Source organism: Flavihumibacter petaseus NBRC 106054, from assembly GCF_000974785.1.
Taxonomy (GTDB): Bacteria; Bacteroidota; Bacteroidia; order Chitinophagales; family Chitinophagaceae; genus Flavihumibacter; species Flavihumibacter petaseus.
In genome coordinates, this window is record NZ_BBWV01000001.1 from 1,138,180 (window position 1) to 1,160,881 (window position 22,702).

The following is a 22,702-nucleotide window of genomic DNA, read 5'->3' on the forward strand; positions in this document are numbered from 1 at the left end:
AAGCGCTTTGCAATTCAAAGCACACAGTCAAAAAACAAGTGCCTTAAAAGCACTTTGCAATTCAAAGCTAACAAAGCCTTTCCGGATCTGCAAACATCAGGACATTAAAATTCAGAACTCCGGTTTGCTGTCGTGCCGGCTGGAGAGATAGATCAGGTACAGGCCGGCGACAATAATGAGCATACCCGCAATCGCGCTTACCCACTCCCTGCGCGACTTTTTTTCATGGTTGAGGAAAACACCCCCCAGCACCGATACAATCGTTGCCGCCTGGCTTACGGGATAGGCAACAGCAAGGCCGATCTTTGCAGTAGACAACAACAACGAGAGGTTACCCCCTGCCCAGACGAGCCCGGTAAAAATGTTCCTTCCCGCCGCGGCACCCTTTGGAAGCCGCCGGAATACCAGCGACGCAATCAGCAGCACGCCTGCGATCTGGCCCATTGATTGCGGTAGCAGGCTCTCCCACCCGCCGATCCGGTAGTATTTCAGGAGCCCGGCATAGGCTGTAAAGCCCAGGGAAGAAATCAGGTTGGCCATAAGGCCCTTTCGCCAGGCAAGCTGCTGACCGGCCTGTTGTTGTTTATAGGAAGTAAGTGCGGTGCCGCCAATGATCAGTATCAGTGCAGTGATCCCATAGCCTTTGCTGGCAGCAGTCGCCCAGTCACCCAGGATCATTCCCAACACGGAAGTACCGATGATCTGGCCCGCACAGGAGATGGGAATTGACAGGGAAACACCCAGGTGGTGCATCCCGATGAATTGTCCCACCGACCCGATTGCCCAGCAAAGGCCTGAAATTGCCCCGATAACGAAGATCTGCGACGTTAGTGCCGGTCGGAGCAGAAGGAAGGCACTGAGGGCAAAAATAAAGCCGCCAAGGGCTATTCCCATCGCCTGATCGATGGCGGTGCCCCCCATTTTGGTAGCAATTACGGGAACGATGCCGAAGGAGAGGATGGGAATACAGGCAATGAGCCAGTCGGTTACAGCCATATTTGATGCCCGGGGTTATTGAAATGAATCTACAGAATTAATACGCAATGCACCTGTTATGCACGTTTTTATTTTGTGGTTTGATTCAAACGTTTTGTTGTATAATATTGTTTCTTCATCCTACAATTGCTACACTAATGGCAACATCCAAAAAAAAGCCCGTCGCTAAGAAAGCGGCACCCAAAAAAGCAGCTAAAAAAGCAGCTCCCAAAAAAGCAGTAAAAAAAGCAGCTCCTGCTAAGGCAGCTCCTAAAAAAGCAGCCCCCAAAAAAGCAGCTCCTAAAAAAGCAGTGAAGGCAGCAGCTCCTAAGAAAGCAGCGCCAAAGAAAGCAGCAAAGCCCGCTAAAAAAGCGAGCACCAGAAAACCAAACGCTGCATTCATGGCTCCCCTGACGCCATCAGCTGCACTGGCTGGCGTAATCGGTGCAAAAGCATTGCCCCGCACGGAGGCAGTGAAAAAAATCTGGGAATACGTGAAGAAACACAACCTTCAGGATCCCAAGAACAAAAGGCAGATCCTTGCAGATGCACAACTGAAGCCGGTATTCGGTGGAAAGGACAGCATCTCCATGTTCGACCTGGCCAAACTGCTGGGAAGCCACCTGTCTTAAGCCAACGTATTACACCATTGGGGGGCGACGTAAGCCAGTCCGCCCTCCAATGGCTTCGTTGCACCCGGTAGTTCACCGGATTAATTAACTATTGCCATGAAAGGTGAAATCACCTTTCCGGGATTTTATGCCTTAATCGGCACGAAGACTGTTTACCGGATTCGCCAACGCAGCTTTCAATCCCTGGAAGCCCACTGTCAGTATAGCGATAGCAAAAGCAAACAATCCGGCCTGCAGGAAAACCCACCACCGGATCTCCACCCGGTAGGCAAAATTCTCCAGCCAGCGATGCATGGCATACCAGGCCAGCGGAAATGCTATGACCGAAGCCATCAGTACCAACAGGGCAAATTCTCTTGACAGCAGCATCACTACCCCGGCAATGTCAGCACCCATCACTTTCCTGATACCGATCTCACGGGTACGCTGTTCAGCCGCGTAGGTGGCCAGGCCAAGCAGTCCCAACGCAGCAATGAAGATGGCAAGTATGGAAAAAATCATGAAAAGTTTTCCGGTACGCTGTTCAGCATGATAAGTCTTTTCGAAATCGGCATCCATAAAAGTATATTGAAAGGGCTGGCCCTGCGCCATTGATTTCCACTTCTCTTCAATCTGCCTGAGCGCCCCCGCGATATCTGTTGTTTTCAGCCGCACGGCAATCCTTCCCCTGTTTTCCGACCATTGCATGGCGAGCGGTTGCACCCGGGTATGCATGGAACTGAAATTGAAATCACGCACCACGCCAATCACATGAAACGGGGTTCGTTTACCCTCATTTCCCCAGGGACGATAGATCATTTCTTTCAGCGGCTCCTTAAACCCATAGAGTTTTACAGCCGCTTCATTGAGGATCACGGCAAATGAATCTGTTGGAAAGTCCACTGAAAAATTCCTGCCGGAAACCATTTCCATTCCCAAAGTGGGAATATACCGGTCATCGACATAAAAATTAGTGGTGATCACCGCTCTTGCTGCATCAAAACTGGCATCCCTGAACCATGCGCTTTCATCGAACCCCACCGCAGTCGGCATATCTGCGCTGCTACTGACACCTTCAATGCCGGCCAGCTTGCGCACCGATTCTGTGAAAGCCTTTGTATTGTCTCCCAACGGGCCGGTGTTCTGAAGGATCAGAACCTGGTCACGGTTGTAGCCTATCTTCCTGTTACGGATAAACTCCAGCTGCTGGTAGATCACCAATGTGCCAATGATCAGCACAATTGAAATGCAGAACTGCAACACCACCAGGCTGTTCCGGAAATAACTGCGCTTGAATCCCGCATTGAGCTTTCCTTTCAACACCAGTATCGGTTTGAATGCGCTCAGGTAAAATGCCGGGTAAGAACCCGCCAGGCAGCCTACCAAAAAAACAAGGAGCAACAGGAACGGAATCAACCAGGTACCGGACAGTGACCGCAGCAGCATCGTTTTCCCGGATAACTGGTTGAACAGGGGCAACAACAGCAACGCCAGCCCGATCGCCAGTACCAGCGAAAGAAAACTCAACAGCAACGACTCCGTAAGAAACTGCAGAACAAGTTGTCGCCGCAACGAACCCAGCACTTTTTTTATGCCCACCTCTTTAGCGCGGTTCGCCGAACGGGCGGTAGACAGGTTCATGAAATTGATACAGGCAACCAACAGAATAAATACTGCTACTACTGAAAATATGGTGACATAGGACCTGTTGCCATTGGCTTCAAATTCAAATGACAGGTCAGAGTCGAGGTGAATATCTGTAAGCCTCATCAGCGGGTATTTGAAATAGTTTCCCTGCTGTGCAAGGTCACTGAGAGAAGCCTTCAGTTCATCGGCGATCTGCTTACCGACATATTTATTGACAACGGTATTCACATAACCCTGCAGCTGCGGCTGACTTACCCCTTCCTTCGCGATTACATAAGTATGAATATTATTGCTCAGCCAGTATTCCGCGTTACCCCGCCAGGTATCGGTCAGCGGGCGGATAAACCGAAAATGGAAATGAGACTGACGTGGAATGTCTCTAAATACACCGGTGATCTTGCAATTGGTGGTATTATCGACATAAAGCGTTTTTCCCACCACATCTGTATGACCAAAATACTTCCTCGCAGTAGTTTCATCAATTACGATGGAATGCGGCTCCTCTAACGCGTTCTCCGGATTTCCGGCAAGCAGCGGTACAGTAAACACTTTGAAAAAAGTGGAGTCCGCATATACTGCTTCGTGATCCTGGATATTTTCATTTCCCTTTTTTACAAGGATATCACCCTGGTAGTTCAGTCGTGTCATTGCTTCGATCTGCGGATACTCCCGCACCAGGGCTGCGCCCAAAGGTTCCGGCGTAACCGCCGCCCTGAATTGCGTGTTGTTGAAATAGATATCCGCATCAACGCGGTACGTCCGCGCAGCTTTCTGGTTATACCTGTCATAACCCCACTCATCCACCACATACAACACAATGAGGAGACAAACCGCGAGGCCAGTCGACAGGCCAATAATATTCAACGCCGAAAACCCTTTGTTTTTCCAGAGATTTCTCAAGGCAATTTTCCAGTAACTCCTGAACATAGCGGGCTGTTTTAATCAATTGAATCCGCTAGACGATTGGATAGGTGCCTGTGTTACAAAACCTCCCAAATAATATTTCAAATTTTTAACTATGTTATCTGGTTATCACTAACACATTCATTATCTGAATATTACATCTCTGCTAAATCCCGTTCCTTCCGGCAAAAAAGGAATTAACAAAATAATTACTAACCAATTAGTTGGACTCCTAATCAATTAGTAGTAGCATTGTGGAAAGAACAGCAAATGACAAAACTGGCGAAAAGGGAAGAACAGATCATGCAGGTGTTCTGGGACCTGCAGAAAGCATTCATCAAAGAAATCATTCCGCACCTGCCCGAACCTAAACCACATTACAACAGCGTCGCTACAATGGTGAAAATCCTGGAAGACAAAGGTTTCCTGGGTCATGATTCCGTGGGCAATGTATTCCAGTACTATCCCCTGATCCAACGGGAAGATTACCAGCAACATGCCATGAAAGACATCGTCAGCCAGTATTTTGATAATTCCTATCCCCGCATGCTGGCCTTTTTCGCCAAACAGCAGAATCTGAGCGAAGCTGACCTGAAAGAGATCATCAACATGATAAAAACCAAAAAGCAATGACCAGTTACCTGCTCAGCGTAGCCCTGATCATCACCGGTTGTCTTGCCTTTTACAAGCTGTTGCTGCAAAAGGAAACATTTTTCCGGATCAACAGGTTGGTATTGATGGCCTGCCTCCTGATCGCCTTTACCCTGCCGCTGGTGCCGGTACCGCAACAGCTGTCGTTCCGGAGAGCTGAAACTACAACATCAACTGCTCCATTGCGGCAGCAACTGCCGGTTCCCATTGCAACAGAAACAAATCAAAAGGACAAAGAAGTCGTCACTTTACCAGCTACCCAAAAAGCAGACGAGCCAGTCATTTCCCCCGTACAGGTATTGAAATGGCTCATGATCATCTACTGGTTTGGCGTGGCAGCATTTGGGCTCAATTTCCTCATCCAAATAATTGCCCTTGTATTCCGGGCATACCGCAACCCTGCAATCATCGATGGGAAATTCAGGATTGTCGAAGTGACAGGTGACAAACCACCCTGTTCTTTTGGTTACAATATTTTTATTAACCCCGCTCAATACGACTGGGATACGTACAACCAGATCCTGCAGCATGAAAAAGTTCATGCCCGGCAAAAACATACTGTTGACCTGATCGCGGCAGAACTTGTTCTGGTTTTCCAGTGGTTCAACCCGTTTGCCTGGATCTACCGGAAAGAAATTGAAAGCAACCTTGAATACCTCACTGACAATGTATTGATCTGCGATGAAGCAGTGGAACCATCTGGCTACCAGATCAGCCTGTTAAAAGTCAGCACACCACAACTTCCCCTGAATATTACCTGCAATTACAACCAATCCTTACTTAAAAAAAGAATTGCCATGATGAATGCGAAACAATCCAACTTTCATACGACCTGGAAATACCTCTTCCTGCTTCCTGTTTTCGTGATCTTTGCCAGCCTGCTGAATAAACCTGTTGCCCATACGCTGCAGCAGGGCAATACCAACAACATCACGCAAAAAGCAACAGCACCAGCTGCTACCAGGGAACCCGCCACCGAAGGCTACTGGTTTGCCACCATCAAAGGTGACAATGTCAATATTCAGTTCAGGGAAGAGGAAGACGAGCACAATTCCTATAATGGCTCAACCTTCAAACTCAGCGAACTTTCCACCCTTCCAAAAGGCACTACCGGCACCTTCACGCTAAAGAGAGAAGCCGGCACGATGGAGTTCACAGGCAAATTCGAAGGCAACCAGGGCATGGGGAAATACAAATTTGTGGCGGACAAGTCTTATGGAGCAGACATGAACAAAGACCTGTCTGAAACACTTTCGGAGCGCGACCTGATGGTCTTCTATTTCATCGATATCAAACGATCCTATGTGAAGATGCTGAAACAGGAAGGCTATAAAGATCTCAGCAAAGACAATATCATTCCGCTCGCTGCCCTGAAGATCGACGCGGACTATATCCGTTCCATAAAAGAAAGCGGATTGAAAGGACTCGATCTCCAGGAAATGATCCCCTTCAAATCACTCGGCATCGATAAAAAATATATCCAGGAGATCCGCAATGCCGGGTATAAAGACATCACGCCGGATCAGCTGATCGCCTTCAAATCACAGGGAATAGATGGCAGTTACATTACCAAACTGGATAAGGCCAAAGGCAATAATGGCAGCACTTCCGGCAGCAGGGATCCTGATGACCTGGTTGCCTACAAATCACTTCAGATCGACGACAGCTATGTTGCTGAACTCGGCAAAGCCGGACTGACCGATATTCCCCATTCCGACCTGATTGCCCTGAAGAGTGTCGGTGTAACCCCTGAATTTGTCAAAAGCGTTACTGCACTGGGATATAAGAATATCAAATCATCAGAACTGATTCCGCTTAAATCTCTGAACATCACACCGGAGTATATTAAAGGCTTCCAGGCGCTGGGTTATAAACAGATTGATCTGGACGACCTGATACCAATGAAGTCGCTTGGTATAACACCCGAGTATGTGAAGTCCTTCCAGGCACTTGGATACAAAGACATTGATCCCTCTGACCTGATACCCGTTAAATCTCAAAATATCACTCCTGAATTTATCAAAGGTTTTGAAGACGCGGGGTTCAAAGACATCCGCCTCCAGGAGTTCGTTAGCTTAAAAGCGGTTGGTGTAACGCCTGAATACATCAGGCAGATGAAAGAAAAAGGATTCAATTACTCAGATGTCACCAAATACATCACGTTGAAGTCGCTGGATTAATAGTGTTTTCTGAAAGACTGATCAAAGGGCTGGTTCTCCAGCCCTTTTTTTCGCATCAGCCCTCCTGATTGTCAGATTTGCCCCCCCGGCGTTAACCGTTCCTGTCTCACCTTTAGGGAAACCAACCCGGAAGTAATATGCCACTGGAAAAAGAAAAATTAAAGCAGGCACTGACGGCAGCCTTTGATGATTTTATCAGCACATTAGAATCGTTTCCTGAAGACCGTATCAACAAGGTGCCCTTTCCAGGAAGCTGGACACCGGCACAAGTCGCCGTGCATATCACCAAAGCGACGCGCGGCGTGCCCGATCATCAGACAAAACCTTCCGATCGTGAAGTTGACGCCATGCTCCCTAAAATCCGCCCCTGGTGGGAAGATCTGAACCAGAAATTCAAGGCACCGGAGCCATTGCTGCCGGATGACGGGCACCATGAAAAATCAGCGCTGCTCGCCGCACTGAAAGCTGCACGCGAAACCGATCTGACTATAATTAAAGGAAAAGACCTTTCGGAGATCTGTATGGACTTTCCCCTGCCAACAATAGGGTTTCTCACCCGGTATGAATGGCTGTGGTTTATCCAGATGCATTTAAAACGACATCTTTTCCAGCTGGAAAATATGCTGCACATATAGTACTCCCTTATGCCGCGCCGCGAAGGATCTTTTCCATTTTCCTTCCCTTCGCCAGCTCATCCACCAGTTTGTCAAGGTACCGCGCTTTTTGCGTTAAGGGATTTTCTATGTCCTCAACCCGATACCCGCAGATCACCCCGGTGATCTGGTTCGCGTTCGGATGTAATTTGGCCTGTTTAAAAAACTCTTCAAATGTCACTTTATCATCGATCAGTTTCCGGAGCTTTCTATCATCAAACCCTGTAAGCCATTCAATAACCTGGTGGAGTTCCTCTTTGGTGCGCCCCTTTTTTTCCACTTTTGCAACATAATGCGGGTAAACGGAGCCAAAGACCATTTTCGCTATGCGCTCATCATGTGTTGCGGAAGTATTCATATCGGAAGTTTAATGATTTTCTTCATTTAGCCTATGGAAGATACTTTTTCTCCTTCATCACCGATCAACATATATTTGCTCGCCAATAACCTTGCCTATGTATCTGAAATGGACGCTTTCAACACCGCTTTTTTCATTTGCAGGCTCACCATTTTTTTTCTTGCGATTAAATTAGTACGAAAAAGTCACGGTTTGCTGAACGCAACGATACTGGCAATCGGATTCGCGTCTTTGTTTTTTTCCAATATTACGAGTAGTAAGCAGGCTGAATTTTTCGATATGACAGGCAGGATTTTGCCATTCAACGGACCTCAGAACGGACAAACCAGGTCAGCATCAACCGTTCTTGAAAATACTGTCCCGTTTTCCATTAACCTGCACACCAGTTACTGTGATTCTGCCGACCATAAGATACCTGTCGCTGGCAATATCAGCGTAAATGGTTTTCTTTCCGGTTTCTCCTGGGAAACCAACCGCATGCGGATGGTGCCCGATGCAGCAATGCACTGGAGTTATACCATTGATGGAACGCTCAACTGGAAGTTAATGGGTTTCACTGTTTACCGGGAAGAGAAGCGGTTTGAAGGATCGCTAAACTATTGAAGCAATACCTTCCAGGTCCATACCTTCCCTTTTTGATAGACGGAAACATAGTGGATGCCCGGTGTAAATCGTTCAATTTTTAATGGGACCGACTGCGGCAGATCCGGAATATCCCGTGTGAAGCTGGTCTGGTGAACAGGCCTGCCAAGGTTATCTGTTACCATGATGTCAAACCGGCCGGTAAGCATTCCATTGATCAGCAGGTTTGACTGGCCATGATTAGGATTGGGTGCAACCGTCATAGTTAATTCTGTTTCTGCTGCACCACCTATGCCGCCGGGCTGGTTCGTTGAAATCTTCGTAACCACAGTATTGGTTACTACAGGTTCGTTGAAATCGAAATAGATAGATGCCGTATTACGGATCGCACTTCCCGCCATTATATCCTGTTTTGGTTTTACGCGATAAGCAATATAACCATGGCTCAGTGGTTCATTACGGTTGCTGTCGGGAAGGTTGATCCCGTCAAATACCCATTCCAGTTTGTTACCACCCTTAACCGACAGGCGGTAACGGTGACTTGCCTGGATCATCTGAAGGGAACTCCAATCAAGATTGTTATCCAGCGTATCGGCAACACGAACGGTAAATGCCGTATCTGTCCCCGTATTCTGGAATCGAACCAGGTAGTTGATATAGGCGCCTTCAGCTACAGCTGTACGTTTCATATTACCGCCAAAATTGTCCTGCTTGTCATTTGGGTCGAAAGAGCCGGTTATGATCTGGTCTAGCTTTACGGTATTATCTGAAGGTGTAAGATCACTCTCTATTGGGAGTATGGCGGCGGTAAGTTTCAAAGTATCCCTGATATGTAAAGATGCTGGCACCTGAAATGTTAGCGAAATTTCAAGTTTTTGATTGGGTACTAAATTGTTGAAGTAAAAGGCAATCGTGTCTCCATCGATCGAATGCGGAATTGGATCAGCTGAAGAAAAACTGATCCTGCTGTCTTTGACAAACCGGATCATGCCCTGCGTAATAGAATCAGTTCCATTGTTCTGTCCTAGGATCGTGTATCTGGCCGGAAAGCCTACCCTGGCGGTGAAGGGAATGATACTAATTCCAAGATCTCTCTGACCTGGTTTCGGCTTTACAGCAAAATCTACCGTATCGATTTCATAGAAACCATGGAAAACTTTAATTTTTTCATTAGGTTGTACTTCGTAATACTTGTGGTAAGGGTTAACGCTGGTACGGTGACCTCCTGAGTCTGTTTCAAGATAGAATTTTCCATCTACAGGCTGCGTAGTCGTGACAGTCGCTTCGTTTTGAATTTTAACAACTGCCTCGTCAAACCCTTTTTCGCTGTTATCGCGGATGCCATTCCCATTGATATCAAGAAATACGGTTCCGGTTACCGCGTTTACGGGACCGAGCTTCACCAAAATTGCATCATAGTCCCCACCCGTATATAACCTTTCTTCCGTCCCAACGACGATAGCGCCATCGCCGTCAGGTATTATGTCACGGCCAACAGTCTGGCCTCCGGTCGCCGACTTAATTATTTTTTGCCATTGTATATTACCAGCAGTATCAGTTTTAAGCGCCCGCAGGTGATTCGCATACATCGCAATTTGTGGCCTGTGCATGCCCGTGATGAGAACAGAGAGTGAGTCCTCTGAATATTTCATCGATAACAACCTGATATCCGGACCAAGATCCCCCGGGAGGTTAGCAAATTGTCTCGACCAAAGACGATCCCCATTTTTGTCCACCCTGAGCAAAGTGGGTTTCATACTATTTTTGACCACACTGTCTTTCTCAACAACAAAATCCCCCAGTACATAAAAACCTTCATCTTTAGTCGGAAGTATACTGGTAAATACATGATCCCAACTCGCATTGCTGCCTTGAATGTGCTTACTACTGATTTTGTTACCCCTCTGATCAATCGTAAAAATAATGTTGGTAACAGGTTCATAAACTGTACTCGCAAAATCTCCGTCACTGGACCGCGTTGAGGCAAGCAAATAGATATTGCCATTTCTTCCCAACCTGAGGTCATAAGGGGTAGCTTCGAGCCGCGCACCATAATACAATTTCCATTCTATTTTCGTTCCGGTACTATTCAACTTTACTACAAATACAGTTTTTTCGGCCGGTTTGCCACTCATATCTCCATCGGTAGATCTACTCGTCCCGGAAATAATAAAACCATGATCAGTTGTTTCTACAACCTGACTCGCCCAATCTCCATTTGTCCCCCCTATGCATCGCTGCCATTGAATATTCCCGATCGCGTCAGTTTTAACCACCCAACAATCTCCAGTACCGTGGTTACCCGACACATCAAAATCGTTGGAATTTGCGCAACCAACAAACACATACCCATGGTCACTGCATTGAATGGCCATCGTCAACCAATCTGCTTTCGATCCGCCATAAGTCTTCTTCCATTCGAGTTTCCCTCTGGAATTGTACTTAAACAGCCAGGGTGCACCCGTGCTTTTGTTGTCAGGATTATAGGGATCAACAGGTTTTGGAACAGCGTCACCATCGGTGGAACTGGAGGTGACACCAACTAAAAAACCTCTGTCATGGGTCCTCGTAATACTTTTGGCTTCATCGAACCGGCTTCCGCCCCAATTCTGCCGCCATTGAATGCCGTCGATGGATTGAGCAAAACATACTGAATGAACTGCGATTGTCAATAATGCAGAAAAAAGAATGTTGAGTGAACGTTTCATGGAAAGGTTGATAGTACGTCTAAAATATCGTTTTAGATTTGAAAATCAAAGCGATAATAACATTGTAATGCCTCTAAGGCTGCTTGGCCAGACCCAGAGGAGAAAAAAGCAGGTACAACAATATAGCCCCGAGTATCAACAATACCGCGTACAGGTGTCGCGACTTCCAGGGAGTGACGTCAAGCGGGGCAGACAACCTGCGTTCATAGGGAATATCCAGCGGCTTCCATTTCCCGATCGCCAGCATCAGTACAATTGTCAGCACAAACAATATCGCCAGCACATGCAGGAAGTGCAACGGCACCGGCAGAAAGAATTGTGTAATGCCATAGGTAACGATGAAAAACAACAACCCCGCTTTCGCCGCAACCGGCGGCACTCGTCTTGTTACAAATCCAACAAATATGATCGTGAATATCGGAATGCTGAACAGGCCACCAACCTTCTGAACATAAGTATAAAAGCCACCTTTGGCAAAGATGATCATCGGCGCGATCAGCATGGCCACCAGGCAGACAAACACTTCAAATCTTTTGGCACTGGCTACCAGTGCTGCCTGGCTCGCCAACTGTTTCCTCCGCTTCAGGCGCGGCTGATAAATATTCAGCATAAATAACGTACTAGCACTGTTCAGCCCCGCATTGAAAGTGGTCAGCGCAGCCCCGAACAACAATGCAGCCATATACCCTGTATACACCGGCGGAGAAACATCTCCCACCAGTCGGGGGAATACCTCAGCACTGTTCCCAAGGTTATTATATAAGTGAACTGCAAGCACTCCTGGGACATTGATCAGCAACGGGCACAACAACTTTCCTGCACAGGCCAGCGCAATTCCTTTCTGGCAGGTAGCCAGATCCCGGGAACCCAGTACCTGCTGCACAATGTATTGCTCAGTTCCCCAGTAATAAAGGTTCACCAATAACATCCCGGTAAATAATGTACCAAAGGGGATGGCATCCTGCGCAGAACCGATACTATTGAAATGTTCGGTGTGATTGTTCAGCACTGTCTGCAGTCCCGTCTGCCAGCTGCCACCGCCAATATGCTTCACCGCCAGCCACGGCAACAGCAAGCCGCCGGTAAACATGCCGAAGCCAATTGCAGTATCCGAGACAGTGATCGCTTTCATCCCGCCCAGCAGACTGTATAACCCGCCAAGCCCACCCATGATCCATACCAGGATCCAGATGCTTGTCCAGTAATCAATTTGAAGATGTTCGGAAAAATGGAACAGGCCGTTGAACCCCACTGCACCTCCATACAACACGGCAGGCAGCAGGTTCACCATATAATTGATCAGGAAGATCAGGGAAACAATGAGTTTTGTCTGCCGGTCATAACGCATCTCCAGGTAATCCGGTGTAGTGGCAATCCCGGAGCGGAGGTAGATGGGCATGATGAATTCTGACACGAGCAGCATCGCAAATACCGCCGTAACGCCCCAGCCCATCACGCTCATGTTATTGGTATAACTGAGTTCATTCTCTCCGATAAAAGTGGAAGCATTGATATTCGCAAAGAGCAATCCGCTGCCGACCGCAATGAACCCTAATTTACGGTTGGCAAAGAACAACCCGGATAACGTATTTAGTTGTTCTTTTTTCGTCCTCAGCCATGACACCAGGGCCACAATCCCCGTCAATACCAGGAAGGTCAGCAAAGCAGTCGCGTTCATGCGCTAATCTACTGAATAAGGATCGAAAGCGGTTTCCGGCCATCCCACTGGTAAGTGCGTGCGGGCTTTCCTGCCACTTTCACTGTCACTGAAGTTGCCGTCTTCATTCTTTTCACCATTACATCCACGATTGTGTTACAAATGCTGATGCGTTTCAGTGACATTTCATTCCATCCAACCGGAAGGTGCGGCGACAACCGGAATTCCCTGAATCCAACAGGATCAAGTCCGAAGAGCCCTTCTGTCAATACGCGCGCATACAAGCCGCTTTCAGCGGAAAGATGCCGCTGATCCCCTTCAGGCCAGGCCTCGATCGCATACGGTACGTGCTCCCCCAGCAATCTCCGCGAAGAATAATAAGCGAGATAACGGAGACAGGTATCCGTAGCACCTGCTTTCAGCAGCCCGCGGAAGGCATATAAGGTTGACCTGTCCCAGAATGTTTTGGAACCCGATTCAGTTAACATGCCATTCCTTGTCCACAGCCGGTCACTCAGCAATGCCTTGATGGTCTGGTCCCGCCGCTGGTCAAAATTCATCACCAGCGGTAACGCGATCCATGACCGCAGCTTGTCATTGCCATCATAATAACGATACGTTTGAAACCCTTCCACAGTGGCACCGAAATACTTTTCAATGGAAGTCTTGAGGGTTGCGGCAGTAGCTTTCCAGTTCAGCGCGGTGGCCTCCTTACCCAGCGCCTGTGCCAGCCTTGCACCATACTGCAGGGAAGCATAAGTAAGGATATTGGTGGAGAGATTCACTTCGCCGGTAGGAAACCTTCCTTCCAGTTCATCGGAAGTGGAAGCAATTACACCATCTGTTGTTTTCTTCCGGAGCAGGTATTCATTACACCAGTTCACCAGCGGCCAGAGTTGCTGCGCCAGGACGGTATCTGCGCGGGTGACAGCAAAAAATGCAGCGCCATAGCCGATCATCGCCTGGTCTCCCCTGTCCCCTGCCCCGTTCCAGTAGCTGTCTCCCTCTGCTATAATAGAACTGGGTATCGGTTCAAAGGCGGGGTTCATCCAGGAGGCAAATAACCGGAAGCTGTTGATCGCAGACGCAATACCTGCATCATACCCGAGATACCCGAAAAATGGATTGACATACTCCGCCTGGTCATTGGCCCAGATGGCCGCATAGTATTCCCCACCGCCCGGTGCGTGCAACAGTCCCGCCTTGGTATCAAAGATGCTTTCTGCCGCCCTGATTTTGGCGAAGGCAAACATACGGTTGATGGTATCATTCGGCGTCGTCAGCACGAGATCGTCTTTTATGCCTTCGAGGAAAGCCGACCGCTTGCTGAATTCAAATGCCGCCGCATAATAATACGGTGACTCAGTAGCTTTCCTTCCCGAAATGACCAGCCAGCAATCCCTGGTTTCTCCCGGGGCGAGGGTAAAATTTCCACCGTTGTACATTTTCTGGTTCAGCACATACGCGCCGTATACGCCCTTTTCAGCAGGAGTAATGCTGTCGCGGTTGATCTCAGGAATATAGACATCAGCGTCCCGGGTAGTCCGGTTTGAGATCCTGCACCATTCCAGGCAGGCGGCTTTGTCGGCCGACGGGTAGATCTTACGGTTCAGCACCATGCCACCAGAATGACTGGTCACAGAAAGATACCCGTTGATGTACAGGGAATCCACCTGATCCTGCCAGGGTTGCCCGTCCACCAATAACTGATCTGTCAGGTTACCCGTGAACCGCCTGATCAATGAACCTCTGGTATCATTGGGAATGGTCCGCAACATGGGGAACACCAGCTTTTTCTCCAGCACTAATGCACCCTTTTCATTAACGCCATATCGCAGGATCGCCGACAGTTGTCTTCCGCTCATTTCAATATGATCCGAATGTACCTGTGCTTTCGCTGGTTTCCAGCTGATACCGCCATCCTTCGCAAATTGCCAGATGGGCTTCTGCGCAAACACGGAGCAACCTGCCAGCACCAATGCCAGTATTAAAATATGCCTCATTTGGTTGATTTAAACTATAGTGTACTTCGTTTAGCGAGAACGGTGGGCACCGTAATGCGGATGGTTTCACGGTTCAGCACAGCCATGGCTGCCTGTCTACCCATCTGTCCGAAATCAGCCGAATAAGTAGTGATTCCGACAAATTCCTTGGCAGGTTCATCATTGTGGGACAGTAGCCCCACATCCTTTCCTGCTTTATATTTTTTGGCTTTGCATTCCTTCAGGATTTCCCACATGGCAAAGTTGTCCAGCGTAAAATAAACCTTCCCTTTTTCGATGGTTCCCGGAATATATTCCCGAACCACCTTTCCCTTAACCTTGAATTTTTTCCGGAATGCCTGGAAGGAAGCAACGATCTCCTTCGGGTCAAGTGAATCGGGTGAGTGAAAAAATATGAACTCATCAAATTTCTTGATCTCCTCCGCGAGTTCGGAAAAAGCATGATAGGATGCCTTTTCGAATTCCTGGGTGATATGATTGAACACGCCGCTGATGGGCTCAAACCTGTCCACCATCAGGAACTTGTTCCGGGGAATGGATTCCAGCAATTCTTTGGAACGAGGGTGGGGAATCGGCGCCACCACATACATACCGAACTGGCCCCTGATGCGCTGCAGGATCGTATCAAAGATGTCGATATTACCGTGATGGAAAAACACCTGCAACTCCACCTGCTTCCCCAGCACATTCCTGAAATTCCGGTAAAACTGTTCCTCGAAACTGTCGAGGTTATACATAATCAGGGCACATTTCAGCAACTGTTCTGTACTGCCATTGGCCACATAATACCCAAGCCTGTTCTTGGAAGCAATGATCCCCCTGCCCACCAGTTCACGGTATCCTTTCATGATCGTTTCCCGGGAAAAATGCAGCTCCCGGATCATTGTGTTGACAGATGGAAGCGCATCCTCCTTCGCCAGCACACCGTCGTTGATGGCATTGATCACCCCCTGCACCAGCCGGTCATGCTTGGAATAAGCGGATACCTGCTTTAACTCATTAATCTTATCATACAGATCTGCCATGAAACTTTTTTAGTCGGTCAACGATGCGGTGATCCCTTTACCGGGGCGCAGTGTAACGTCAATATAAGAAATAATATTACCCAATTTACCTTGCTGCTGCGTCGCCTTAATGCGCTTTTTACCGACGCGGATATAATCATGCCGCCCTGCAAAGCCCGCCCGCCAATGCATGGCCCGCCCACCTTTCATCAGGAGCGTACTGCTCTTTCCATCCTGCTGCAGCGTGAGTTTACCGCCGAGTACGGGCACTTCTCCAATAGTGCTCGGAACGCCATCCTGCCCACGGTAAACAGTACTTATCCGTCCGTATCGGCTGTCCGCATCAACACCCATCAGTCCGCGTACAAATGCATCCACTACCCCATAGGACACTTCAGGATACTCTCTCCTTTTGGTAGCCGGGTCTGACAGTTGCAGCAGGTATTCATAAGCTTTCTTTTCATAGCCATTCTGGTACAGCCAGGCCGGCAGATACGATGTCGTTTCCACATTCCATTCCTTACCCACCAGTTGCTCTACCGTCGCACGCAGTCTTGCGCTGTCGGTCAGTGCATCAAACCATAGCAAAAAAACCTCGCCCTCTCCCTTCCCATATGCTCCCTGTCGGGTCAGGTAAGTATTGTATGACTGGCTGTTTTTGTCCCACCAGTTTTTATCGATCTCTTCCCGGTAAGCTGTTGCCAGCGCACCATAACGGGTATCGCCGGTAATATCAGCACCTGTCTGAAAACCCCGCGAAAGTGCTGCTACCAGGTCCACCCCCATATTCAGCCCGGGAACATTTTCAGTATAAGAGCCTAGTCCCCGGCAGGTATGAAAATTATCTGTACTGTCAAAAGGCACCGGTGCATTGAGATAAGCAGGCCGGCTATGCAGGTCACCGGGCTGCAGTTTCCAACGGTCCACATAATCATGCAGACTTCGCTGCAGAAAATTATTGAACACCGGCCCGCTGATATAGGAGCTGTCCCCGGTCCACAGGTACAACCGCCAGCAGGCATAAATGACATCGAAATTGGCATTCAGGTTATACCAGAAGGCCTTGTCGTTCCTGTAATCTTCCGGTGCGGGCACCCCCTGGTTATTGATCTCCCAGAAGGAACACCAATCCTTTTCTTCAGAAATGCCCTGCAGGAAGCGGGAGAACATGTTACTGTTCTCCCTGCTCATTCCCAACAGTTCTGCTGCAATGCACTGGTGTGACACATCCCGCATGCAAAAGGCATTTCTCGACGGCAACGCTGCTTCATACCACGGCCCCACCCCATCCTTTGGGTTGCCGCGATAAGACAATGCCATCGCTTTCACATTGTCAAATGCCCGTTGCAGCAATGTGTCACCGGAGGAAAACTGAACTCCTCCCTGGGCCGATACCACCGTCCGGATCAGCACCAGTAATGTAACCAACCAAATTCTTACCATCATACTCGAATCAATTATACCCCGGGTTCTGCGGCAACCCGGTCCTTTCTATTTCTGTTCTGGGAATCGGCAACAGGTAGTTGCTGACATCAAAATAACGTTGTTCCAGGGTTTTGTACTCATAAGTTTTAGCGCCGTTGGAACTGCGGGTAATGATCACCTGCCGCGCAGGGAGATTATCGGTGGTCTCTGCAATTTTCCAGCGCCGCACATCATAGTAGCGATGCCCTTCAAAACAAAGCTCCACCTGCCTTTCACTCCTGATCCTGTTTTCCAGTGCCACGCCAGATTCCGTGAGCGGCGTAGTGATACCTGCCCTTTCCCTTACTTTATCGAGGTACTCCCGCGCTACAGCCTCATGCCCCAGGTTAAATTCCGCTTCTGCATAATTGAGGTAGATCTCACTCAGCCTCGACAAGATCCAGAACTTGTTGGTCTGGGTAGTCAGGTTGAAGTCAAAGGTCGTATCCATATACTTCCGCAGGCTATACCTGGTTTCGCTGTTGTTCCAGGTATCAATACCCTGGGGTGAATCCATTCCGCCTTCATAGAACTCAGCTTCTGTTCCGGTAGGATTCGTAGCATTGATGCGATAAGTAAAGTACGCCGGGTTACCAAGAGGCCGCCCATCGTGAACAATATCAGCATAAAAACGGGGATCCCGGTTGAGATAGGGCTTTTGCGGATCGTATCCTGATGTTGCATCCGTAATCGCCTTTCCATCAGCCATGCCAAAGGCATCCACCAGGTTCTGCGTCGGTGCAAAGGCAGCCCATCCATGATATCCGCTGGGATAACACATCATTTCAATGCCGCAGAAGGCATCCCAGTTATATTGTTTGTTTGACAAACGCATGCCGATCAGCTCTTCGTTGAACGTGGTAAAAATATCAGCATAGTTGCCACGGTAGAGCGAGAACTGGTTCAGGTCAATCACTGCCTTCGCAGCTGCAGCAGCAGCAGTCCATTTCGATTGATCATTACCGGTATTCCACTGCGCACTGGCAGCATACAGCAGCAGCCGAGATTTGATCGCCAGTGCCAGCGGTGCGGTTGCCTTGCCCGTTGTAGAAGAATTGGTCGACAATGGCAACAGTTCCGCTGCCTTGTCGAGCTCGCTCACTACAAAGGATACTGTTTCCTCGTAGGTACTGCGGGTTGCATTGAATTCGGAGTTGAGGTTAAATGGCTCCGTGATGATCGGAACGCCGCCATAATCATTCACCAGCTGGAAATACGCATAAGCCCGAAGAAACAGCACTTCCCCTTTCAGCCTGTTCCGGTAATTCTCATCCCCGGGTATCTCATCCACTTTGGAAAGGAAAAGGTTTGCATTCTGGATCTGGTAATAGTTTTTAGCCCAGATATCGAAGTCTCCGGTATTATCCGGAGACAGGATCCCCTTGTTGATCACGCTGCGTACACCGGCGTAATCAAACTTATTGAACCCTTCATCCGCCGCACAGGAAAGCAGGTAGCTGCGGTTGATGGATTTGCCCCAATCATAGGTGGTGGTGGGCAGTACGTTATAGATATTGTTCACAAATGCCTCTGCGAGTTTCAGATCCGACCAGACGGACTGATCGGTATAGGAATCGAGCGGCGCCTTATCCAGCACTTTGTTGCAGGACAGTGAAAACAGGCTGCAGGTAGCAAGGGCAATCCTGAATATATTGGCAGGTTTCATAATCGTCAATTGGTTGTGAATAAATTGGTTTACAGTCCCACGTTAATGCCGAAGCGGAACATCCTTGTCTGCGGATAATTCACACCGGTGATATTATTGGTTTCGGGGTCAACACCGTACTGCTTCATCTTGTCAAACGACAAGAGATTGAATCCGCTGACATAAACCCTCAGGTTATTGAGTCCCGCACGGGAGTACACCTTTGCCGGCACCGAATAGGACAGCTCAACTGATTTCAGGCGCAGGAAAGCTGCATTTCTCAACCAGAAATCCGCATAAATACTGTTATAGGTATCGTTTGAATTGAATGCCCTCGGATACTGTGCATCCGGCGTCTGTTCTGTCCACCGGCCATCGTACAACCATTGCGGCGGAGCGATCAGCGATCCCTGCATCTGAGACAGGATCATTTGTTTGGCCATCGCCTGACCAGAGAAAAGCATGTTCAGTGCAAAACCTTTATAGGCACCGGCCAGTGTCAGGCCATACACCAGTTTGGGTGTGGCGGATTCATATTTCCGCACCCGGTCATTGCTGGTAATTACACCATTGCCATCAATGTCTTTGATATGCAAGTCACCTGGTGTGGCGCCGGGCAGGTGAACGGATTCATCCACTTCCTTCTGCGTATGATAGATGCCATTGGTTTCATACACCAGCCAGGAATCAATGGGATAGCCCTCAGATTTCTGCCATTCCGGAACATTGGCTGCCTCATCACGGAACAACACTTTGCTCTTGGCATAGGTCATATTACCGCCGATGCTGTAACTGAACGCACCAGCCCTGTTGTTGTAAACCAGGGAGAGGTCTACCCCGCGGTTAAGCGACTTACCGATATTCTCTGCCGGAAGCGACATACCGGTGTACAGGGGAATGGAAGCGCTCCGCTGTGCGAGGATATCCTCCCGCAGGTACCGGAAATAGTCGATGCTGAAATTGAGCTTGTTGTTGAGGAAGGTCGCATCCAGGCCTATGTTCCTGGTATCCTGTGTTTCCCAGGTAATATTGGTATTGGGGGTGCTGGACAGGTTAATGGAACTGGCGAGTGCGTAATCATCGCCAAAATAGGTATAGTAGTTCTTGTTGGTAACCAGCTGGTACCGGGTAAGGAAGAGATACTGTGCAACAGCATCACTACCCATTTTGCCCCATGAACCACGCAGCTTCAGCTGGTTGATGAACCGGATATTGTCGCGGAAAAATTTCTCTTCAGAAATGCGCCAGCCTGCTGATACAGCGGGAAACATCCCCCAGCGGTTTTCTTCCGGGAAATTGAAGGATCCGTTGTAACGGAAGGAGACTTCAGCCATGTATTTGTTCGCATAGTTATAGGCAAGCCTGCCCAGTACACTGGCGCGGCCGTCCTGTGCAGCTGCTCCTGTTGCCAGCTGTCCCTCAGCACTGCCGGTAAAGATCTGGTCAATCTGCTCACTCAGCAGGTTCTTTCTGAAAGCATAGGTCTGCGAATAATTGGAATTCGTCTGCTCATACCCCACAAACGCGTTAAAGTTGTGCTGGCCGAATTGCCGGTCATACGCCATCTTAATGAAATAGGTACTGGCAGTAGTAAAGCGCTCGTCCTGCGTGATGCTGGTCTGCGCCGTTGAGGACTTCTGGTTACTGTAAGTATCGGTGGTCTTATTGTAGGAGTACGCGTCCCAGGGTTTGGTGAAGATCTTCTCGGTGCGGTAGTTCACATCGTAGGAAGCATAGCCGCTAACGGAAAGCCCCTGCGTGATGAAAGGCAGCTGCCATTCAAATCCCGCCTGGGGATTGAGGATGTAGTTCCTTGGCTTATCGTATCCGGGCGCATCGGTAACCAGGATGACCGGGTTCCGGCCATTGGCAACACCCGCACTGAGTGAACCGTTGGGCCAGTACACCGGTACAAAGGGGTAAAGCGAACGGGTCTCATGCAGGATGCTGTTCACACCGTAAGTGGGATAATTCCTGGTTTCATTCCTGAAAGCGATATCAAGATTGACTTTCAGGTTTTTGGAGATCCGTGCATCGATGTTTGACCGGATATTGAACTGTTTGTAATGCTCAATACTGTTTCTGAAGTTGCTGGACTGATCCAGGTACTGCCCGCTGAAATAGTAGCGGACATTTTCATTTCCACCATTTACAGAAAGTGAGTGTGCGGTTTGCGGAGCACTTTTGCGGAACACTTCATTGTACCAGTCGGTGCTGGTATAATTGGGATCGTTGCCCGCCTTATACTTTTCTATTTCTTCAGTTGCATAAGTATTCGGATTGATCTCGTTGTAATAGGTCATGTACTGCCAGGCGTTAACGGTTTCCGGCAGCCGTGTCAGCTGCTGGATGCCATAGGAACCATCATACTGAATGGTAGCCTTTCCACTTTTTCCTCTTTTAGTAGTAACCAGGATGACCCCATTGGCAGAACGCACGCCGTAAATAGCCGCCGATGCATCCTTAAGCACGGTAATGTTTTCAATGTCGGAGGGATTGATCCGGCTGAAGTCACGGTCAGGAATTCCATCCACCACGATCAACGGAGCAGTACCACCGCCAAAGGAGTTAAAGCCCCTGATCAGCAATGTAGAGGCGTCATCACCCGGTCTCCCGGAACGGTTGTTGGCGATTACACCCGGTACCCGGCCGGCAATGGCATTCGACACGTTGGCGGAAGAACTCTGCACCAGGTCAGTGCCTTTCACCGAAGCCACGGCGCCGGTAAGGGTGGCCTTTTTCTGTGACCCGTAACCCACTACCACTACTTCATTCATGGAGCGGGCTTCGGGACTGATAACAAGGTTCATCGGCTGTGTGCCATCCGCTTTCACTTCAAGGGGGGAGAATCCTGTGAAGCTGATGAGCAGCGCCGCTTTGGACGCAACGGTGATGGAGAACTGGCCATCCGCGCCTGAGGAAACCGTGTTGGTTGTTCCTTTTTCCTGGATGGTGGCACCGGCAACCGGTTCGCCTTTGTCGTTTCTGATGATCCCTTTTACGGGGCCGGAGCGGGACTGTGCCCAGCCGGCCATGGGGAGGAAGCAGGTGAGGACAGCCATGAGGCTGACAAGCAGCAAGCAGTAGTGCTTTCTCATAAAATGGTCTTGGTTTTTTAAATGGTTAGGCAATCTCTTTGACTAGTCTATTCTGGTCTGTTCTACTTTCAAATATAGCAATATTCTTTACTTCAAAAAGAAATTTTGGATTCCTGATAAGTTTACCCGGCGTCGCGCAGAAGAGGGATGAACATCGAACAGTTCCCCTTTTTAGCTGTTAGAAGTGGAAAGCACACAGTATGAGTCAGGCATTTGTGAAGGAAGAAGATGCCCAATGGCTGAGCGATCTGCAGCCAACTTTAACCGCGCTGATCTACTACCTCACGCGGGAAAACAATAGCATCAGGGTGTATGAAATGAAGGCAACCACCCGAAAGGATGGCAAGACCCTGCATCATATGAGTAACGGCCTGCCCTATTTTGTAAATGACGACAGGCAATGGGAAATAGATTGGTAAACTGTTACCACAAAAAGCCGGACATTTCAGTTGCTTGAAATACCCGGCTTTGTTTACAATCACGGTCATCACCAATTTCGCGGAACAAGCAATTTTCAATCATCCGGTTACCTCTTTAAATGGTGGATAACTTGTGCTTGCACC

Annotated in this window: 17 protein-coding genes; 6 read left to right on the forward strand and 11 right to left on the reverse strand. The window is 48.7% G+C overall.

The window, feature by feature from the left end:
* Positions 1 to 111: 111 nt before the first annotated feature.
* Together FPE01S_RS04825 and FPE01S_RS26205 are read right to left on the reverse strand one after the other, a co-directional pair.
* On the reverse strand, positions 112 to 996 hold the full coding sequence (locus tag FPE01S_RS04825) for a GRP family sugar transporter (RefSeq protein ID WP_046367698.1): 885 nt from the start codon (positions 994 to 996) through the stop codon (positions 112 to 114).
* Positions 997 to 1,111: 115 nt separating this feature from the next.
* Positions 1,112 to 1,378 carry a hypothetical protein gene (locus FPE01S_RS26205; RefSeq protein ID WP_245623942.1) on the reverse strand — a complete coding sequence of 89 codons (267 nt, stop codon included), beginning with the start codon at positions 1,376 to 1,378 and terminating at the stop codon, positions 1,112 to 1,114.
* On the opposite strand from FPE01S_RS26205, the gene FPE01S_RS26210 reads away from it, so the two are divergent.
* Positions 1,377 to 1,607 carry an SWIB/MDM2 domain-containing protein gene (locus tag FPE01S_RS26210; protein WP_245623943.1) on the forward strand — a complete coding sequence of 77 codons (231 nt, stop codon included), beginning with the start codon at positions 1,377 to 1,379 and terminating at the stop codon, positions 1,605 to 1,607. The two genes, FPE01S_RS26205 and FPE01S_RS26210, sit on opposite strands and share 2 nt — an antisense overlap.
* Positions 1,608 to 1,739: 132 nt before the next feature.
* On the opposite strand, the gene FPE01S_RS04835 is transcribed toward FPE01S_RS26210, so the two are convergent.
* A complete protein-coding gene (locus FPE01S_RS04835) occupies positions 1,740 to 4,160 on the reverse strand; it encodes an ABC transporter permease (RefSeq protein ID WP_046367700.1) in 2,421 nt (806 codons plus the stop codon).
* A 246-nt stretch (positions 4,161 to 4,406) separates the two neighbouring features.
* Between FPE01S_RS04835 and FPE01S_RS04840 the strand changes: the two genes are divergently transcribed.
* The 3 genes from FPE01S_RS04840 to FPE01S_RS24640 all read left to right on the forward strand — a co-directional run bounded on the left by FPE01S_RS04840 (position 4,407) and on the right by FPE01S_RS24640 (position 7,602).
* Positions 4,407 to 4,769: a BlaI/MecI/CopY family transcriptional regulator gene (locus FPE01S_RS04840; RefSeq protein WP_046367701.1), complete on the forward strand. Its 363-nt coding sequence runs from the start codon at positions 4,407 to 4,409 to the stop codon at positions 4,767 to 4,769.
* The gene (locus FPE01S_RS04845) at positions 4,766 to 6,967 is read left to right on the forward strand and encodes a M56 family metallopeptidase (protein ID WP_046367702.1); all 2,202 of its coding nucleotides are present in this window, start codon (positions 4,766 to 4,768) and stop codon (positions 6,965 to 6,967) included. Before FPE01S_RS04840 ends, FPE01S_RS04845 begins: the two co-directional genes overlap by 4 nt.
* A gap of 137 nt (positions 6,968 to 7,104) precedes the next feature.
* Entirely contained in the window at positions 7,105 to 7,602 is a 498-nt protein-coding gene (locus FPE01S_RS24640; RefSeq protein WP_052955516.1) for a DinB family protein, read from the forward strand.
* Positions 7,603 to 7,609: 7 nt separating this feature from the next.
* Here the strand turns inward: FPE01S_RS24640 and FPE01S_RS04855 are convergent, their stop codons facing one another.
* A complete protein-coding gene (locus tag FPE01S_RS04855; RefSeq protein WP_046367703.1) occupies positions 7,610 to 7,978 on the reverse strand; it encodes a DUF2200 domain-containing protein in 369 nt (122 codons plus the stop codon).
* A 279-nt stretch (positions 7,979 to 8,257) separates the two neighbouring features.
* Between FPE01S_RS04855 and FPE01S_RS25825 the strand changes: the two genes are divergently transcribed.
* The gene (locus FPE01S_RS25825) at positions 8,258 to 8,581 is read left to right on the forward strand and encodes a hypothetical protein (RefSeq protein WP_157473899.1); all 324 of its coding nucleotides are present in this window, start codon (positions 8,258 to 8,260) and stop codon (positions 8,579 to 8,581) included.
* Here FPE01S_RS25825 and FPE01S_RS04865 read toward each other — a convergent pair.
* The 7 genes from FPE01S_RS04865 to FPE01S_RS04895 form a co-directional block, all read right to left on the reverse strand.
* A complete protein-coding gene (locus FPE01S_RS04865) occupies positions 8,575 to 11,268 on the reverse strand; it encodes a T9SS type A sorting domain-containing protein (RefSeq protein WP_046367705.1) in 2,694 nt (897 codons plus the stop codon). The two genes, FPE01S_RS25825 and FPE01S_RS04865, sit on opposite strands and share 7 nt — an antisense overlap.
* Before the next feature lie 73 nt (positions 11,269 to 11,341).
* Positions 11,342 to 12,946 carry a solute:sodium symporter family transporter gene (locus FPE01S_RS04870; protein WP_046367706.1) on the reverse strand — a complete coding sequence of 535 codons (1,605 nt, stop codon included), beginning with the start codon at positions 12,944 to 12,946 and terminating at the stop codon, positions 11,342 to 11,344.
* A gap of 8 nt (positions 12,947 to 12,954) precedes the next feature.
* The gene (locus tag FPE01S_RS04875) at positions 12,955 to 14,928 is read right to left on the reverse strand and encodes a hypothetical protein (RefSeq protein WP_046367707.1); all 1,974 of its coding nucleotides are present in this window, start codon (positions 14,926 to 14,928) and stop codon (positions 12,955 to 12,957) included.
* 14 nt (positions 14,929 to 14,942) lie between these two features.
* Positions 14,943 to 15,953, reverse strand: coding sequence for a GntR family transcriptional regulator (locus tag FPE01S_RS04880; RefSeq protein ID WP_046367708.1), 1,011 nt, complete (start codon positions 15,951 to 15,953; stop codon positions 14,943 to 14,945).
* 9 nt (positions 15,954 to 15,962) lie between these two features.
* Positions 15,963 to 17,378, reverse strand: a complete 1,416-nt coding sequence (locus FPE01S_RS04885) for a hypothetical protein (protein ID WP_052955517.1) — start codon at positions 17,376 to 17,378, stop codon at positions 15,963 to 15,965.
* A 7-nt stretch (positions 17,379 to 17,385) separates the two neighbouring features.
* A complete protein-coding gene (locus FPE01S_RS04890; RefSeq protein WP_046367709.1) occupies positions 17,386 to 19,062 on the reverse strand; it encodes a RagB/SusD family nutrient uptake outer membrane protein in 1,677 nt (558 codons plus the stop codon).
* A gap of 29 nt (positions 19,063 to 19,091) precedes the next feature.
* Positions 19,092 to 22,139 (reverse strand): SusC/RagA family TonB-linked outer membrane protein, encoded by a 3,048-nt coding sequence (locus FPE01S_RS04895; protein ID WP_046367710.1) that lies wholly within the window; start codon positions 22,137 to 22,139, stop codon positions 19,092 to 19,094.
* A 200-nt stretch (positions 22,140 to 22,339) separates the two neighbouring features.
* On the opposite strand from FPE01S_RS04895, the gene FPE01S_RS04900 reads away from it, so the two are divergent.
* Complete coding sequence (locus FPE01S_RS04900) at positions 22,340 to 22,558, forward strand: hypothetical protein (protein WP_046367711.1); 219 nt, start codon at positions 22,340 to 22,342, stop codon at positions 22,556 to 22,558.
* Positions 22,559 to 22,702 lie beyond the last annotated feature (144 nt).

Bases quoted from the DNA above. Each gene is read 5' to 3' on its own strand.
- FPE01S_RS04825 (WP_046367698.1), bottom strand. From the start codon at position 996: ATGGCTGTAACCGACTGGCTCATTGCCTGTATTCCCATCCTCTCCTTC.
- FPE01S_RS04855 (WP_046367703.1), bottom strand. From the start codon at position 7,978: ATGAATACTTCCGCAACACATGATGAGCGCATAGCGAAAATGGTCTTT.
- FPE01S_RS04845 (WP_046367702.1), top strand. From the start codon at position 4,766: ATGACCAGTTACCTGCTCAGCGTAGCCCTGATCATCACCGGTTGTCTT.
- FPE01S_RS04865 (WP_046367705.1), bottom strand. From the start codon at position 11,268: ATGAAACGTTCACTCAACATTCTTTTTTCTGCATTATTGACAATCGCA.
- FPE01S_RS04900 (WP_046367711.1), top strand. From the start codon at position 22,340: ATGAGTCAGGCATTTGTGAAGGAAGAAGATGCCCAATGGCTGAGCGAT.
- FPE01S_RS26205 (WP_245623942.1), bottom strand. From the start codon at position 1,378: ATGAATGCAGCGTTTGGTTTTCTGGTGCTCGCTTTTTTAGCGGGCTTT.
- FPE01S_RS04870 (WP_046367706.1), bottom strand. From the start codon at position 12,946: ATGAACGCGACTGCTTTGCTGACCTTCCTGGTATTGACGGGGATTGTG.
- FPE01S_RS25825 (WP_157473899.1), top strand. From the start codon at position 8,258: ATGACAGGCAGGATTTTGCCATTCAACGGACCTCAGAACGGACAAACC.
- FPE01S_RS26210 (WP_245623943.1), top strand. From the start codon at position 1,377: ATGGCTCCCCTGACGCCATCAGCTGCACTGGCTGGCGTAATCGGTGCA.
- FPE01S_RS04880 (WP_046367708.1), bottom strand. From the start codon at position 15,953: ATGGCAGATCTGTATGATAAGATTAATGAGTTAAAGCAGGTATCCGCT.
- FPE01S_RS04890 (WP_046367709.1), bottom strand. From the start codon at position 19,062: ATGAAACCTGCCAATATATTCAGGATTGCCCTTGCTACCTGCAGCCTG.
- FPE01S_RS04885 (WP_052955517.1), bottom strand. From the start codon at position 17,378: ATGATGGTAAGAATTTGGTTGGTTACATTACTGGTGCTGATCCGGACG.
- FPE01S_RS04895 (WP_046367710.1), bottom strand. From the start codon at position 22,139: ATGAGAAAGCACTACTGCTTGCTGCTTGTCAGCCTCATGGCTGTCCTC.
- FPE01S_RS04875 (WP_046367707.1), bottom strand. From the start codon at position 14,928: ATGAGGCATATTTTAATACTGGCATTGGTGCTGGCAGGTTGCTCCGTG.
- FPE01S_RS04835 (WP_046367700.1), bottom strand. From the start codon at position 4,160: ATGTTCAGGAGTTACTGGAAAATTGCCTTGAGAAATCTCTGGAAAAAC.
- FPE01S_RS04840 (WP_046367701.1), top strand. From the start codon at position 4,407: ATGACAAAACTGGCGAAAAGGGAAGAACAGATCATGCAGGTGTTCTGG.
- FPE01S_RS24640 (WP_052955516.1), top strand. From the start codon at position 7,105: ATGCCACTGGAAAAAGAAAAATTAAAGCAGGCACTGACGGCAGCCTTT.